The sequence below is a fragment of the Bradyrhizobium sp. CCGB20 genome (assembly GCF_024199855.1).
Taxonomy (GTDB): Bacteria; Pseudomonadota; Alphaproteobacteria; order Rhizobiales; family Xanthobacteraceae; genus Bradyrhizobium.
Genome location: NZ_JANADN010000001.1, coordinates 2,214,237 through 2,227,798, shown reverse-complemented (window position 1 = coordinate 2,227,798; position 13,562 = coordinate 2,214,237). Strand labels below are relative to the sequence as shown.

Annotated in this window: 10 protein-coding genes; 1 reads left to right on the top strand and 9 read right to left on the bottom strand. The window is 65.2% G+C overall.

Annotation, left to right across the window (positions count from 1 at the left end):
* Position 1 precedes the first annotated feature (1 nt).
* The 7 genes from NLM15_RS10145 to NLM15_RS10115 form a co-directional block, all read right to left on the bottom strand.
* Entirely contained in the window at positions 2–1,285 is a 1,284-nt protein-coding gene (locus NLM15_RS10145) for an acetyl-CoA C-acetyltransferase (protein ID WP_254116819.1), read from the bottom strand.
* Positions 1,285–3,552, bottom strand: coding sequence for an acyl-CoA dehydrogenase (locus NLM15_RS10140; protein WP_254116818.1), 2,268 nt, complete (start codon positions 3,550–3,552; stop codon positions 1,285–1,287). The genes NLM15_RS10145 and NLM15_RS10140 overlap by 1 nt, the downstream gene beginning before the upstream one ends.
* A 303-nt stretch (positions 3,553–3,855) precedes the next feature.
* Positions 3,856–4,479, bottom strand: a complete 624-nt coding sequence (locus tag NLM15_RS10135; protein WP_092028987.1) for a flavin reductase family protein — start codon at positions 4,477–4,479, stop codon at positions 3,856–3,858.
* Between the two features lie 156 nt (positions 4,480–4,635).
* Positions 4,636–5,235 carry a TetR/AcrR family transcriptional regulator gene (locus NLM15_RS10130; RefSeq protein ID WP_254116817.1) on the bottom strand — a complete coding sequence of 200 codons (600 nt, stop codon included), beginning with the start codon at positions 5,233–5,235 and terminating at the stop codon, positions 4,636–4,638.
* A 34-nt stretch (positions 5,236–5,269) separates the two neighbouring features.
* Complete coding sequence (locus NLM15_RS10125; RefSeq protein ID WP_254116816.1) at positions 5,270–8,407, bottom strand: efflux RND transporter permease subunit; 3,138 nt, start codon at positions 8,405–8,407, stop codon at positions 5,270–5,272.
* A 179-nt stretch (positions 8,408–8,586) separates the two neighbouring features.
* Positions 8,587–9,693 (bottom strand): efflux RND transporter periplasmic adaptor subunit, encoded by a 1,107-nt coding sequence (locus NLM15_RS10120; protein WP_254116815.1) that lies wholly within the window; start codon positions 9,691–9,693, stop codon positions 8,587–8,589.
* Positions 9,694–9,923: 230 nt separating this feature from the next.
* Positions 9,924–11,255, bottom strand: coding sequence for an MFS transporter (locus tag NLM15_RS10115; protein WP_254116814.1), 1,332 nt, complete (start codon positions 11,253–11,255; stop codon positions 9,924–9,926).
* 80 nt (positions 11,256–11,335) lie between these two features.
* Here NLM15_RS10115 and NLM15_RS10110 point away from each other — a divergent pair, with 80 nt between their 5' ends.
* Positions 11,336–11,764 carry a DUF2809 domain-containing protein gene (locus tag NLM15_RS10110; protein ID WP_254124199.1) on the top strand — a complete coding sequence of 143 codons (429 nt, stop codon included), beginning with the start codon at positions 11,336–11,338 and terminating at the stop codon, positions 11,762–11,764.
* Between the two features lie 80 nt (positions 11,765–11,844).
* Here NLM15_RS10110 and NLM15_RS10105 read toward each other — a convergent pair whose 3' ends face one another.
* Together NLM15_RS10105 and NLM15_RS10100 are read right to left on the bottom strand one after the other, a co-directional pair.
* Positions 11,845–13,008 carry a winged helix-turn-helix domain-containing protein gene (locus NLM15_RS10105; protein ID WP_254116813.1) on the bottom strand — a complete coding sequence of 388 codons (1,164 nt, stop codon included), beginning with the start codon at positions 13,006–13,008 and terminating at the stop codon, positions 11,845–11,847.
* Between the two features lie 205 nt (positions 13,009–13,213).
* On the bottom strand, positions 13,214–13,459 hold the full coding sequence (locus NLM15_RS10100) for a hypothetical protein (protein ID WP_254124198.1): 246 nt from the start codon (positions 13,457–13,459) through the stop codon (positions 13,214–13,216).
* Between the last annotated feature and the right edge of the window lie 103 nt (positions 13,460–13,562).

The following is a 13,562-nucleotide window of genomic DNA, read 5'->3' as shown; positions in this document are numbered from 1 at the left end:
GTCACACCGCCTCGATCAGCATGGCGCCGCCGAGCCCACCGCCGATACATTCGGTGGCAACGCCGCGCCGCGTGCCGAGCCGCTTCATCGCGTTGACGAGATGCAGCACGATGCGGTTACCGGAGGTGCCGACGGGATGGCCAAGCGAGATCGCGCCGCCATCGACATTGAGCTTCTCGCGATCGATCTCTCCGGCCGCGCCGTCGAGGCCCAAAATCTCGCGGCAGAACTTGTCGTCGTTCCAGGCGGCAAGACAGCCGAGCACCTGCGTGGCAAAGGCCTCGTTCAGCTCCCAGGTTTCGACGTCCTGGATGGTGAGGTCGTTGCGCTGGAGCAGCGGCGTCGCCGACATCACCGGACCGAGCCCCATGATAGCAGGATCGAGCGCGGCCCAGTTGCTGTCGACGATCACAGCCTTCGGCGTCAGCCTGTGCTTGGCGACCGCCTCGTCGGAGGCGAGGATCACCCAGGAGGCGCCATCGGTGATCTGCGACGAATTGCCCGCGGTGACCTGGCCCCAGGGGCGTTCGAACACCGGGCGGAGCTTTGCGAGCGTCTCGGCCGTCGAGTCCGGGCGGACGCCATCGTCATGGTCGAAGAATTTTCCGTCGCGGGAGAACGCCGTCTCGACCTCGCCCTTGAGAAAGCCCGCGCCTTGCGCATGTGCGAGCCGGCGATGGCTTTCGGCGGCATAGGCATCGGACTGCGCGCGGGTGATGCCGAAGAGATGGCCGACGACCTCGGCGGTCTGGCCCATGTTCAGCTCGGTGATGGGATCGGTCAGCCCGCGCTCGAGCCCGATGATCGGCTTGAGATCGCGCGGGCGCAGCTTGAACGCAGCGCCGAGCTTCGCGGCCACGCCCTTGGCCGTGGCAAGGCCGGCGAACCAGCGCACCCCGGAATTCGGCCAGACCAGCGGGGCGTGGCTCAGCGCCTCGGTGCCGCCGGCGAGGACCATGTTGGCATGGCCCTCGCGGATGTAGCGATAGGCCGTGTCGATCGACTGCATGCCGGAGCCGCAATTGATCTGCACGGTGAAGGCGACCATGTCCTCGCCCATGCCGAGCCGGAGCGCCGCGACGCGGGCCGGATTCATCTCGTCCGCGATCACGTTGACGCAGCCGAGGATGACCTGGTCGAAATCAGTTGGTGCAAACGGCTGGCGCGCCAGCAGCGGTCGTCCGCACTGCACGGCGAGGTCGACCGGGGTGAACGGCCCCGGCCCCGAGCGCGCTTTTAGAAACGGCGTCCGGCTGCCGTCGACGATGAAAACCGGTCGTGCCATCAGCTCGCCGCCCTCTGTTCACCGAGTTCCTGGAAGAACTGATGCACGTCGCCGGTTTTCCTGTAAATCGGCGACAGCGCCTCCGGCGCAAAATCGTCGACCTCGATCACTTTTGTGACGGCTTCGCGGGCCGCCGCGAGCTGCTCGCCCTCGGACTGCGTGACCACGCCCTTGGCCACCGCGTCCTTCCAGTCGCTCATATGCGCCGCGCGCATGCGCTTGGCGATGGCATCGGTGCCTGCGACCAGCTTGAACGCGCGCTCGAGCCGGGCAAAGCCGCCGTCATCGTCGACATGGGCCAGATCCGGCGTGAGGCGCTCCCGCGCGGCCGAAGGCTCCAGCACGATGCCAGCGCATTGGTGCACGACACGGTCGGAGGGGCCGAGCACGCGGGCGCCGAAGGGTTGCACCACGAGCTTGAGGATGAGTGCGACAAAGCGGTTGGGCAAATTGGCGAGGATCTCCGCAAGCCGGGTCTCGATGGTCCTGAAGCCGGTCGCCATGCACCATTCCAGCGCCGCAAAGTCCTCCTTCTGGCGGCCCTCGTCCTGCCAGCGTTTGAGCGCGGCCGAGAGCAAGTACAGTTCGGAGAGGATGTCGCCGAAGCGGGCCGACAGCATCTCCTTGCGCTTCAGCGCACCGCCGAGCGTAAGCAGCGCCATGTCGGCGCAGAGCGCGAACGCCGCGGAGTAACGCGCGAGCTGGCGATAGAATGGCGTGGCGTCGCCCGCATCAGGCGCAAGCGCGAAGGCGCCAAACGTCCAGCTCCGGCCGAAGGCGCGGAGCAACGTATTGAAGCTGTGGCCGACATGCTTCCAGAATGCCTTGTCGAACGCGGCGAGCCCGCGTTCGCGGTCGGTGTCGGCCAGCGCATTCATCTCGTCGAGCAGAAAGGGATGCGCGCGGATCGCGCCCTGCCCGAACACGATGAGATTGCGGGTCAGGATGTTGGCGCCCTCGACCGTGATGCCGACGGGCACGGCGCGGTGGAGATTGCCGAGATAGTTTTGCGGACCGTCGATCACGGCCTTGCCGCCATGGATGTCCATGGCGTCGTCGACTGCGGTGCGCATCCGCTCGGTCGCGTGCAGCTTCATGATGCCGGAGATGACGGCGGGATGGACGCCGGCATTCAGTGCCGCGCAGGTCAGCCGGCGCGCCGCGTCGAGCTGATAGGCGGTCGCGACGATGCGCGCGAGCGGCTCCTCGACGCCCTCGAACTTGGAGATGGAAATGCCGAACTGCTCGCGGATGCGGGCATAGGCGCCGGTGGTGCGCGCGGCATAGGCGGCGCCCGCCGCCGACAGCGACGGCAGCGAGATGCCGCGGCCGGCGGCAAGCGCGGTCATCAGCATCTTCCAGCCCTGCCCCAGCCGCTCCTTGCCGCCGATGACATAGTCGAGCGGGATGAAGACGTCGCGGCCCCGGTTCGGACCGTTCTGGAAGACCTGCATCGACGGCAGGTGGCGATGGCCGATCTCGACGCCCGGCAGATTGGTCGGGATCAAGGCCACGGTGATGCCGAGGTCCTTCTGGTTGCCGACGAGATGATCGGGATCGTAGGCCTTGAAGGCGAGACCGAGCAGCGTCGCGACCGGGCCGAGCGTGATGTAGCGCTTGTGCCAGTTGAGCCTGAGGCCTGTGACCTCGCGGCCCTCGAACTCGCCCTTGCAGATGATGCCGGTGTCGACCATCGAGGCGGCATCGGAGCCGGCTTCCGGGCTGGTGAGACCGAAGCAGGGAATGTCGCGGCCATCGGCAAGGCGCGGCAGCCAGCGCTCACGCTGCCCTTTCGTGCCGAAGTGCATCAGGAGCTCGCCGGGACCGAGCGAGTTCGGCACCATCACAGTGACCGCAGCGGCGATCGAGCGGGTCGAGATCTTGCGCACGACTTCCGAATGCGCGTAGGGCGAGAAGCCGAGGCCACCGAACTCCTTCGGAATGATCATGCCGAAGAACTTTTCGCGCTTGACGAAGTGCCAGACATCCGGCGGCAGGTCGCGCCATTCCCAGAAGATCTTCCACTCGTCGAGCATGGCGCAGAGCTCGTCGACGGGGCCGTTGAGGAAGGCCTGCTCCTCGTCGGTCAATTTAGCCGGCGGAATGCCGAGCAATTTCGACCAGTCGGGATTGCCCGTGAAGAGATCGGCGTCCCACCAGACGTCGCCCGCCTCCAGCGCCTCGCGCTCGGTGTCGGACATCGCCGGCAGCACGCCGCGCGCCCAGGAGAAGATCGGCTTTGTCAGGGTGTCGCGGCGGAAGCTCATGGCTGACCTCGTGCATCGGCGCGTTATCGGGCATTTTAGCGGAAAGTGGCCGGCGGAGGTGAACACTTCGCCCGCGAAATGATGCGAATTGACGCGGCCGGGCGGCCGCCCCGGGGGCCATAACGACCGGGGCGTGGTGGCAGTTCCGGGAGGGGGAAGCGTTGGGAAGACCGTAGCCCGGATGGAGCGAAGCGCAATCCGGGGCCGGTGCGACTGGAAAGAATGACCCGGATTTCGCGGAGCCTGTCATCGGGCGGCGCTTCGCGCCGACCCCGTTGGCTCCATCCAGGCTACAGGGCCGTCCTAATCCGGCCGGACCATCTCGAACATGTTTTCCGGCTTGATCTCGAAATAATCGCCGCGGCGGCCGGCGCGGACGATCGGCCGGGCGGCGGCGGTCTGGTAGACGCCGTCCTTGATCATGGCCTTGTCGATGTGGACGGCCACGACCTCGCCGAGCGTCAGCCAGGCGTCGGCCTCCTTGCCGTCGGCGCCCTTGAGGCGGACGATGTCGGACACCTTGCACTCGAAGGCGACGGGGCTCTCAGCCACGCGCGGCACGTTGACGAGCTTGCCGGGCACGGCGGTGAGGCCAGCGATCTCGAACTCGTCGACCTCGGGGCCGACATGCGCGGCGGTCGCGTTCATGTGCTTCGCGAGATCCATGGTGGTGAGATTCCAGACGAACTCGCCGGTCTGCTTGATGTTCTCGACCGAGTCCTTCCAGTTGGTGGAGGAGAAGCCGATGATCGGGGGTACGTAGCAGAACGCGTTGAAGAAGCTGTAGGGCGCGAGGTTGACGTGGCCCTTGGTGTCACGCGACGAAATCCAGCCGATCGGCCGCGGCGCGATGATGGCGTTGAAGGGATCGTGCTTGAGGCCGTGGCCCTTGGAGGGCTCGTAGAAGTAGAGGTCTTTGTCGGTCACGCGCGGCTTCTCCGTTTCCGTCATTCCGGGGCGATGCGAAGCATCGAACTATGGTGCGCACTTGCGCACCTGAGAATCTCGAGATTCCGGGTTCGGTCCTGCGGACCGCCCCGGAATGACGGTGGAGCAGCTTATAGGAGGAAACTTCCCGCCCCGTCAGTGGCGCGGCGACAGACCCGCGATGACGAAATCGATCATCTGATCGATGGTCGGGCCCGGCTTGGTGGCGCACTGGGCGATCATCTGGGGGTGGAAGAAGCGAATCATCGCGGTGCAGGCGCACAGCGAGGCCAGCTGCAAATCGGGCGCCTCGAACTCGCCGGAGGCCACCCCTTGCGCGATCACCTGGCCGATCACCCCGGCAATGCACTCCATATGGGCGACGCAGACGTCCCAGTCCTCCTCCATCGCGATCGCGACCATCTCATGCAACTTGTTGTCGCCGACATAGCGCTCGGTGTTCATGCGGTGGATGGTGGTGAGCAGCTCGCGGAAGCGCGGAAGGACCGGGCCGGGCCGCGCCACGATCCGCTGCGCCTCCAGCTCGACCTCGCCCATCAAGGCCCGCGCCACCGACTGATGGATCGCCTTCTTCGATTCGAAGAAGCGATAGACGTTGGCGGGGCTCATCCTGAGCTCCTTGGCGATGTCCCCGACCGTGGTCTTCTGGTAGCCGATCTGGCGGAACAGCCGCTCGGCCACCTCGAGAATACGATCCCGGGTGTCGCCTTCGATATGTTCCGCAACCAGTGTCATCTGTCAGGACTCGTCAATCCGCACTACTTCTCACTTATTCAGCCGCCTCAGCAAGCGGAATTGCTGGTTGCTCATCGCTCCCATGCTGCGGCGCGGTAGGTTGTTCGGCAGAACCGGCCTCATCCAGGCTCTTCCTGAACCACAGGGCGTACAGGCCCGGCAGATACAAGAGCGTGAGGAAGGTCGCGACGAACAGGCCGCCCATGATGGTGATCGCCATCGGGCCCCAGAACGCCGAGCGCGACAGCGGGATCATGGCGAGGATCGCGGCGAGCGCCGTCAGCACCACCGGACGGGCGCGGCGGACGGTGGCCTCCACGATCGCCTCTCGGCGGGTCAGGCCATGCGAGACGTCGGTCTCGATCTGGTCGACCAGGATGACCGTGTTGCGCATGATCATGCCGGCGAGCGCGATCAGGCCGAGCAGCGCCACGAAGCCGAACGGGGCGTTGGCGACGTTGAGCCCGAAGGAGGCGCCGACGATGCCGAGCGGCGCGGTCAGGAACACCAGGATCAGGCGCGAGAAGCTCTGCAGCTGGAACATCAGCAGCGTCAGCATCACCATGACCATCAGCGGGAAGAGGATGAAGATCGAGGCGTTGCCCTTGGCGGATTCCTCGAACGCCCCGCCCGGCTCGATCCGGTAGGCCGGCTCGAGGTGGTCCTTGATCGCCTTCAGCTTCGGCGTGATCTGGCTGGTGACGTCGGGCGCCTGCACGCCGTCGACCACGTCGGAGCGCACGGTGATCGCCATGTCGCGGTTACGCCGCCACATGATCGGCTCCTCGTGGGCATATTCGATCTTGGCGATCTGCTGCAGCGGCACGGCCACGCCGTTGCGCGAGGTGATGGTGAGATCACCGACGCCGCCGAGATCGAGGCGTTCGGACGGGATCGCACGGGCGACCACGGCCACCTTCTCGATGCCGTCGCGGATGGTCGTGACCTGCGCGCCCGAGATCAGCATCGACAGCGCCTGCGAGACGTCCTGCGGGGTCAGGCCCATGGCGCGGGCACGATCCTGGTCGACGACGAGCTTGAGATAGGGCGACTGCTCGTTCCAGTCGAGCTGGACGTCCTTGACGCTCTTGTTCTGCCGCATGACGTCGCGAACCTGGTAGGCGATCTCGCGCACCTTGTTGGCGTCGGGGCCGATCACGCGGAACTGGACGGGGAAGCCGACCGGCGGACCGAAATTGAAGCGGTCGACGCGCACGCGTGCCTCGGTCAGCATGCCCTCCGCCGCCGCATTCTCGATCTTGGCCTTGATGCGCTCGCGGGCCTCGACGCCCTTGGCGACGATGACGATCTCGGCAAAGGCCTCGTTCGGGAGCTGCGGGTTGAGGCCGAGCCAGAAGCGCGGCGAGCCCTGGCCGACATAGGACGTATAGGTCTCGATGTCCTTGTCGTCCTTGAGCAGCGTCTCGGCCTTCTTGACGGCCTTCTCGGTGACGTTGAAGGCCGTACCCTCGGGCAGACGGAGCTGGAGGAACAGCTCGGGCCGCTCCGACAGCGGGAAGAACTGCTGCTGGACATGGCCGAAGCCGACGATCGAGGCGATGAAGACGCCGACGGTCGCGGCCACCACGGTGATGCGATGATTGACGCACCATTGCACGATGGCGCGCAGGCCGCGGTACATGCGGGTCTCGTAGACCGCGTGCGGATCGTGATTGTGATGCACCTTGATGTTGGGCAGCAGCATGACGCCGATATAGGGCGTGAAGATCACCGCCACGAACCACGACGCGACCAGCGCGATCGCCACGATCCAGAAGATGCTGCCGGCATATTCGCCGACCGCGGAATTGGCAAAGCCGATGGGGAGGAAGCCAGCGGCCGTGACCAGCGTTCCCGTGAGCATCGGAAACGCGGTGGATTCCCAGGCAAAGGACGCAGCCCGGAAGCGATCCCAGCCCTGCTCCATCTTCACCACCATCATCTCGACCGCGATGATGGCATCATCCACGAGCAGACCGAGCGCGATGATCAGTGCGCCGAGCGTGATGCGGTGCAGGTCGAGCGACATCGTGTTCATGACGACGAAGACGATGCCGAGCACCAGCGGCACCGACAGCGCGACCACGATGCCGGTGCGCCAGCCGAGTGCCAGGAACGACACGAACAGCACGATGACGAGCGCTTCCATGAAGGAGTGCACGAACTCGCCGACGGCGTGCTCGACCACCTTGGGCTGGTCGGCAATGAGCTTGACGTCGATGCCCTGCGGTACCGCCTTCATGAACTCAGCGGTGGCCTTCTCGACCTCCTTGCCGAGATCGAGGATGTTGGCGCCCTTGGCGGTGACGACACCGATGCCGATCGCGGCCTTGCCTTCCTGGCGCACGATGAAGCTCGGCGGGTCGACATAGCCGTGGGTGACGGTGGCGATGTCGCCGAGGCGGAACACGCGGCCGTTGCTCTCGACCGGGGTTTCGGCAACGGCCTTGGCGCCGTCGAGCGCACCGGTGACGCGTAGCGGCACGCGCTGCGACGAGGTCTCGACCGTGCCCGCGGGCGTCACGTTGTTCTGCTTGGCAAGCGAATCGAACAGCGCCTGCGGCGTGATGCCGAGGGTCGCGAGCTTGGCGTGGCTGAATTCGACGAAGATGCGCTCGTCCTGGTTGCCGTAGACGTCGACCTTGGTGACGCCCGGCACCTTCAACAGGCGCTGGCGGAAGCCTTCGGAGACCTTCTTGAGCTGGGCATAGTCGGCGCCGTCGCCGGTCATCATGTAGAGGATGGAATCGACGTCGGAGAATTCGTCGTTGACGACGGGTCCCAGAATCCCCGAGGGCAGCTGGCCCTGCACGTCGGCAAGCTTCTTGCGCAGGAGGTAGAAAAGATAGGGCACGTCCTTCGGCGGCGTGGAATCGCGGAAGGTGACCTGGAGCGCGGTGAAGGCCGGCTTGGAATAGGTCTGCACCTTCTCGAAGTAAGGCAGCTCCTGGATCTTCTTCTCGATGGGATCGGCGACCTGGGTCTGCATCTCTTGCGCGGTCGCGCCCGGCCAGATCACGGAGACGTTGACCACCTTCACCGTGAAGAACGGATCCTCGGCTCGCCCGAGCTTCTGATACGAGAAGAAGCCGGCGACGCCGAGTATGATCATCAGGAACAGGACCAGCGTCGGATGGCTGACGGCCCAGGCCGAAAGGTTGAAGCGCTTCATCGCTCTCTCCGGAAGACGATCAATTGCAAAAAACGACAGCCACTCTTTTCAAACCGTCGTCGCGAGGCAGCGAAGCAATCCAGGGGGCTGGGCAGGTTCTGGATCGCTTCGCCGCTTCAGCCCCGGCATTTACGCTTGGGCCGAAACTCACCTCACGCGACGTGACTCGTACGAGCTTGCTAGAAAGACAGTGACGAGACGATCCGCACCCGCTGGCCCGGATCGAGCTTCTGCACGCCGAGGGCGACGATCTTGGCGCCCTCGTCCACACCGCTGGTAATGATGACGTCGTTGCTCTCGTAGGACTTCACCACGACCGGCTTCAGCGTGACGGAGCCATTGTCGTCGACGACGTAGAAGGACGGCTTGCCGCCTTCGTTGAACAGCGCCGACAGCGGCAGCCGCGCGACGCGCTCGGTGGCAGCATCCGACAGCGTCAGCGTCGCGGTCATGCCGAGTGCGACCTTGTCGTCGGCTTCGGGCAGCGAGAACTTTGCGAGATAGGTGCGCGTGGCCGGATCGGCCGCCGGCGCGATCTCGCGCAGCCTGGCCGCATACTTCTTGTCCGGCTCCGACCAAAGAGTGACGCTGGCGACGCCCGACTTGGCGCGTCCAACCAGCGTCTCAGGGATCGCGACGACCGCTTCCTTCTCGGCAAAGCGGGCGACGCGGATCGAAGCCTGGCCCGCGGCGACCACCTGGCCGGGCTCGATCAGCGTTGCGGTGACGACGCCACGGGCGTCGGCAACGAGCGTCGCGTAGGAAAGGGAATTCTTGGTCAGCTCAACCGAGCGCTCGGCCCGGTTCAGGCGCGCGCGGGCCTCGTCGGCAGCGGCACGGCTCGAATCCATCTGGGCATCCGTGGTCCAGCCCTTGGCCTTCAAATCCTTGGCGCGCTGCTCGGCCGCGGCGGCCTGGGCCAACACGCCGGTCGCAGCGGTCTGCTCGGCGACGGACTGCTCGGCCTGGAGCTTCAGGTCGACCTCATCGAGGGTCGCGAGCGGCTGGCCGACCTCGACCGTCTGGCCGACCTCGACCAGGCGCTTGGCAACCTTGCCGGCGACACGGAAACCGAGATCGCTCTCGATCCGGGGCCTGACGGTGCCAACGAAGCTGCGCTCCGGCGTCTCGGAGTCATAATGAGCCGTTGCGACCAGAACCGGCCGCGGCGGCTCGGCCTTTTCAGCGACGGTGTCATTGCACCCGCCCAGGGCGGCGGCCATGAGGGCCAGCGACACACCTGCCAAGAGCCTGGAATAGTTGGACAAAACCGACCGGACGAACATCGGAGGACACTCCTGCGACTGCAATGAGAGGAATGTCGACTAATCACTGATAAAAGTCAATAATCGTCAGTCATCAGGAAAGCGTGATCGTTAAGGGGTGGTAAGGATTGGGGGAAGGTCGTGAGAGAGGTGCAATTGTAGGGTGGGCAAAGGCGCGTTAGCGCCGTGCCCACGAACTATTGGTGGGCACGCTGCGCTTTGCCCACCCTACGGAACCGTTCACTCGGCCCTTATCGCCCCTGCTCGGCGAACTCGTGCTTGGTGTCGTGGCCGCCGACAAAGACCAAAATGCCGGCGAGCAGCGGCAGCACGGCGAGCACCAGCAGGCCCGTCGAGGTCTGCCCCGTCGCTTCCTTGACCCAGCCGATCAGATAGGGGCCGCCGAACCCGGCGAGGTTGCCGATCGAGTTGATCAGCGCGATGGCGCCGGCCGCGGCCGTGCCGGAGAGCCAGGCGGTCGGCAGGGTCCAGAACACGCCGAAGCAGCAGAACACGCCGATCGCCGCGACCGTCAGCGCCACCATCGTCATGGTGGGATCGGTGAGATAGGAGGAGACGGCAAGTGCGACCGCGGTCAGCAGCAGCGGCGCGCCGACATGCTTCACGCGCTCGCGCGTCGCATCCGAATGCCGCGCCCACAGGATCATCGCGATGGTGCCGAACAGATACGGGATCGCGGTGACGAAGCCGGTCTGCGCGTTGGTGAGGCCGAACGCCTTGACGATCTGCGGCAGCCAGAACTGCATGCCGTAGAGCGCGCCGACGAAGCCGAAATAGATCAGGCTGAGCGCGATCACCTTGGGCGAGGACAGCGCTTCGCCGAGCGACAGATGCTTCACCGCCTGCTTGGCCGCAATTTCCGAGTCGAGCCTGCCCTTGAGCCAGGCCTTCTGTTCGGCCGAGAGCCAGTCCGCCTTCTCCGGCTTGTCGGTGAGGTAGAACCAGGTGACGATGCCCAGCAGCACCGAGGGGATGCCCTCGATGATGAACAGCCACTGCCAGCCCTTCAGCCCCATCACGCCGTCAAGCCCGAGCAGCAGGCCCGAGATCGGCGCGCCTATCACGGTCGAGACCGGCACGGCGATGGCGAAGGCGGCGAGGAAGCGGGCGCGATATTCGGCCGGATACCAGTAGGTGAGATAGAGGATGATGCCAGGGAAGAAGCCGGCCTCGGCAACACCGAGCAGGAAGCGCAGGACGTAGAAGCTCGTCACGCCGCTGACCAGCGCCATCAGCGCCGAGATGATGCCCCAGGTCACCATGATGCGGGCGATCCAGCGGCTCGCGCCGAACTTTTCCAGCGCCAGATTGCTCGGCACCTCGAAAATGAAATAGCCGATGAAGAAGATGCCCGCGCCCCAGGAGAAGATCAGCGGCGTGAACTTCAGCTCCGCATTCATGGTCAGCGCGGCGAAGCCGAGATTGACGCGGTCGAGATAGGAGAAGAAGTAGGCCAGCACCAGGAACGGGATCAGGCGCCAGGAGATGGCGCGGATTGTCGAGGTCTCGATTTCCGACTTGGCTGAACCGGCGGAACCGGCATAGGTCGTGGTCTGGCTCATGGCTTCCCCCCGGGGTTGTTGCTTTTATGGGCTGATCCGCGGTTTTCAGCATCACGAGCAAAGAGTCAATGGAACAAGCAATGCGCGGGGCGCAGCCGGTCAAACCCGTGGCGCCGCGACAGCGGTCGCTGATCCGCGCCGCCCTGGCGCTGGTCGTGATCGCTTGCGGCCTGTCGTTGCGCTGGTACGGCTTTCCGCTCGGGCTTCCGGCCTTCGTCGTGAAGTACGGCGGCTCGCTGCTGTGGGCGACGATGGTGTTTCTGCTGGTCGGGGTCGTGCTGCCGCGGCTGACGCGGAGCCGGATGACAGCCATCGCGGCGGTGATCGCGATCGCGGTCGAATTCTCCCGGCTGGTGCATACGCCCTGGCTCGACGCGTTCCGGCTGACGACGGCCGGGGCCTTGCTGCTCGGGCGCATCTTCTCGCTGTGGAATCTGGTGGCCTATGCGGCCGGGATTGCGTTTGGGGTCTGGATCGATCGGCTCGTCGGGAAGCGTAGGGTGGATTAGCGAAGCGTAATCCACCGCTTCGCCCCCGCAGAGACAAACAGTGGTGGATTACGCCTTCGGCTAATCCACCCTACGATCTGTCACTCCGACAATTGAAATCGCTCGAACCGATCGAGCTCCTGCTCGATCACGCGCTTCAGCTCCTTGCGCCCCGCCGTCTTCTTGCCCTGCCCGACCCAGGTCCATTTCTGCATCAGGAGTTTCTTGCCCTGCCGGTCGGTCTTGAGGTCGAGCGCGGCGACGATCTCGTCGCCGACCAGCACGGGCAGCGCGAAGTAGCCGAGCTTGCGCTTGGCCTTCGGCACATAGGCCTCAAACAGATGATTGTAGCCGAAGAAGAGATTGGTGCGCTTGCGCTGGATGATCAGGGGATCGAACGGGGAGAGGATGTGAACGAGATCGGGCGAGGCGCCCTCACCGGGCTCCAGCGCCGCAGGCGCGGCCCAATGCTCCTGCTTGCCGGCGCCTTCGATCGCAACGGGCACCAGCTCGCCGCGGCGCACGCGCGAGGTGATCAGCTGCGCGACCGCCTTCTTGCTCGGCGCATCGAGGTGGCAGATCGAATCCAGGCTGACCACACCCTGCGACCGCAGCGCGCGGTCGAGCAGATAGGCCGTGATGTCCCTTGCCGACGCCGGCTTCGGCAGCTTGTCCCAGCCGAAATGCCGCGTCATCAGCTCATAGGTCTTGAGCATGCCCTGGCGCGCGCTGACGGTCGCGACGCCGGTATAGAAGGCGAGCTGCAACGCGCGCTTCGAGGGTTTTCGGCTCTGCCACAAATGCTCCTTCTCGGTGAGCACGTCGTCCTCGATGTCGCGGATCGTGAGCGGACCGGCACGAAGGAGCCGCATCACCTTGCGCGTGTCGGCCGGCTTCACCGAGGCATACCATTTATGGCCCTCGCGCTTGTGCTCGCGCATCGCCGGCAGAAAGAAGCGGAAGTCGCTCGCCGGCACGTAAGACAGCGCATGGGTCCAGTATTCGAACACGCTTCTGTCGACGCTCTGGGCCTGGCGCAGGTCGGTGCGGCGGTAGGACGGGATGCGGCTGAACAGGATATGGTGGTGGCTGCGTTCAATGACGTTGATGGTGTCGATCTGCACATAGCCGAGATGAGCGATGACATCCGCCACCGCGTGCGCGCCCTCCCCGAACGGCGCGCGCTCGTCCAGCCGCTGGGCATGCAGCCAGATCTGCCGGGCCTGTGTCGTGGGGATCGGAAACGGTTTGGGCGCGCGTGACATTGCAGGAGGCAATGTAGCGGGATTCGCGCAGAGAAAAAGGGAGACGGCAGAGAAGTCGTGCGAGGAAAAAGCCGCGCTGCCAACTGCTGACAACACGGCCGCACCGTGCGCGCCTCGCGCTTACTTCATCGACATGGCCTTCTGCGACTCATGTAGTGCGTGCAGGCGCTCTTCATCTTGCCATTGCTCATGATGGCGCAGGGCCTCAACGGCCATCCTTCTGCGCCTTGGGCCGGTCACCGAGGCTGCCGGTGGCGACGTCAGGCTCGCAGGACGCCTTGCCGCGCCCCTCCGCCTGGCAGCGATAGACGCTGCCGGTGAGGCGGTCGACAAGCCACATGTTCTCGTCGTTCGGACCGTCGAGGCCGACATAGCGGCTGGTCAGCCCGGTGATCAGCGTCGACAGCAGGATTGCCACGGCAATCATCGCCGCGCCGATATAGATGGGCATGGCGCCCAGTGAGACGGTCCGATCCGGCGGGCCATTGCGATAGAACTGGTAGTCAGTTGGCCTCGGCACAGGATGAAACTCGGCTCCCTTCGCTCGCGGTGGC

Excerpts from the sequence above, each read along its gene's own strand:
- NLM15_RS10145 (WP_254116819.1), bottom strand. The coding sequence starts at position 1,285 with ATGGCACGACCGGTTTTCATCGTCGACGGCAGCCGGACGCCGTTTCTA.
- NLM15_RS10140 (WP_254116818.1), bottom strand. The coding sequence starts at position 3,552 with ATGAGCTTCCGCCGCGACACCCTGACAAAGCCGATCTTCTCCTGGGCG.
- NLM15_RS10130 (WP_254116817.1), bottom strand. The coding sequence starts at position 5,235 with ATGACACTGGTTGCGGAACATATCGAAGGCGACACCCGGGATCGTATT.
- NLM15_RS10125 (WP_254116816.1), bottom strand. The coding sequence starts at position 8,407 with ATGAAGCGCTTCAACCTTTCGGCCTGGGCCGTCAGCCATCCGACGCTG.
- NLM15_RS10120 (WP_254116815.1), bottom strand. The coding sequence starts at position 9,693 with ATGTTCGTCCGGTCGGTTTTGTCCAACTATTCCAGGCTCTTGGCAGGT.
- NLM15_RS10115 (WP_254116814.1), bottom strand. The coding sequence starts at position 11,255 with ATGAGCCAGACCACGACCTATGCCGGTTCCGCCGGTTCAGCCAAGTCG.
- NLM15_RS10110 (WP_254124199.1), top strand. The coding sequence starts at position 11,336 with ATGCGCGGGGCGCAGCCGGTCAAACCCGTGGCGCCGCGACAGCGGTCG.
- NLM15_RS10105 (WP_254116813.1), bottom strand. The coding sequence starts at position 13,008 with ATGTCACGCGCGCCCAAACCGTTTCCGATCCCCACGACACAGGCCCGG.
- NLM15_RS10100 (WP_254124198.1), bottom strand. The coding sequence starts at position 13,459 with ATGCCCATCTATATCGGCGCGGCGATGATTGCCGTGGCAATCCTGCTG.